This window comes from Paraburkholderia sp. SIMBA_054 (assembly GCF_046534875.1).
Classification (GTDB): Bacteria; Pseudomonadota; Gammaproteobacteria; order Burkholderiales; family Burkholderiaceae; genus Paraburkholderia; species Paraburkholderia hospita.
The window spans coordinates 1-434 of the sequence record NZ_JAWRXV010000268.1; the positions used below are offsets into that span (position 1 = coordinate 1).

General features: G+C 52.1%; 1 rRNA gene. It reads right to left on the reverse strand.

What is annotated here, in order from left to right:
- Positions 1-434: ribosomal RNA gene (locus SB822_RS55065) — 23S ribosomal RNA — on the reverse strand; the annotation flags it as partial.

Below are 434 nucleotides of genomic sequence, written 5' to 3' on the forward strand. Positions count from 1 at the left end.
CTAGTTGCCTAAATGGAGGTCACGCTTCTTCCGAAGTTACGCGTGCATTTTGCCGAGTTCCTTCAACGCAGTTCTCTCAAGCGCCTTGGTATTCTCTACCAGTCCACCAGTGTCGGTTTAGGGTACGGTCTATATGCAGGAGCTATTTCCTGGAACCGCTTCGCTGCAAGATCAATCCAATAAGACCTTACAACACACGCGATCCGTCACTACCTGCAGGCCCACGAATATTAACGTGGTTCCCATCGACTACGCCTTTCGGCCTCGCCTTAGGGGCCGGCTAACCCTGCTCAGATTAACTTTAAGCAGGAACCCTTGGACTTTCGGCGAGGGAGTCTCTCACTCCCTTTATCGTTACTCATGTCAGCATTCTCACTTCCGATACCTCCAGGATGTCTCACGACTGTCCCTTCACAGGCTTACGGAACGCTCCG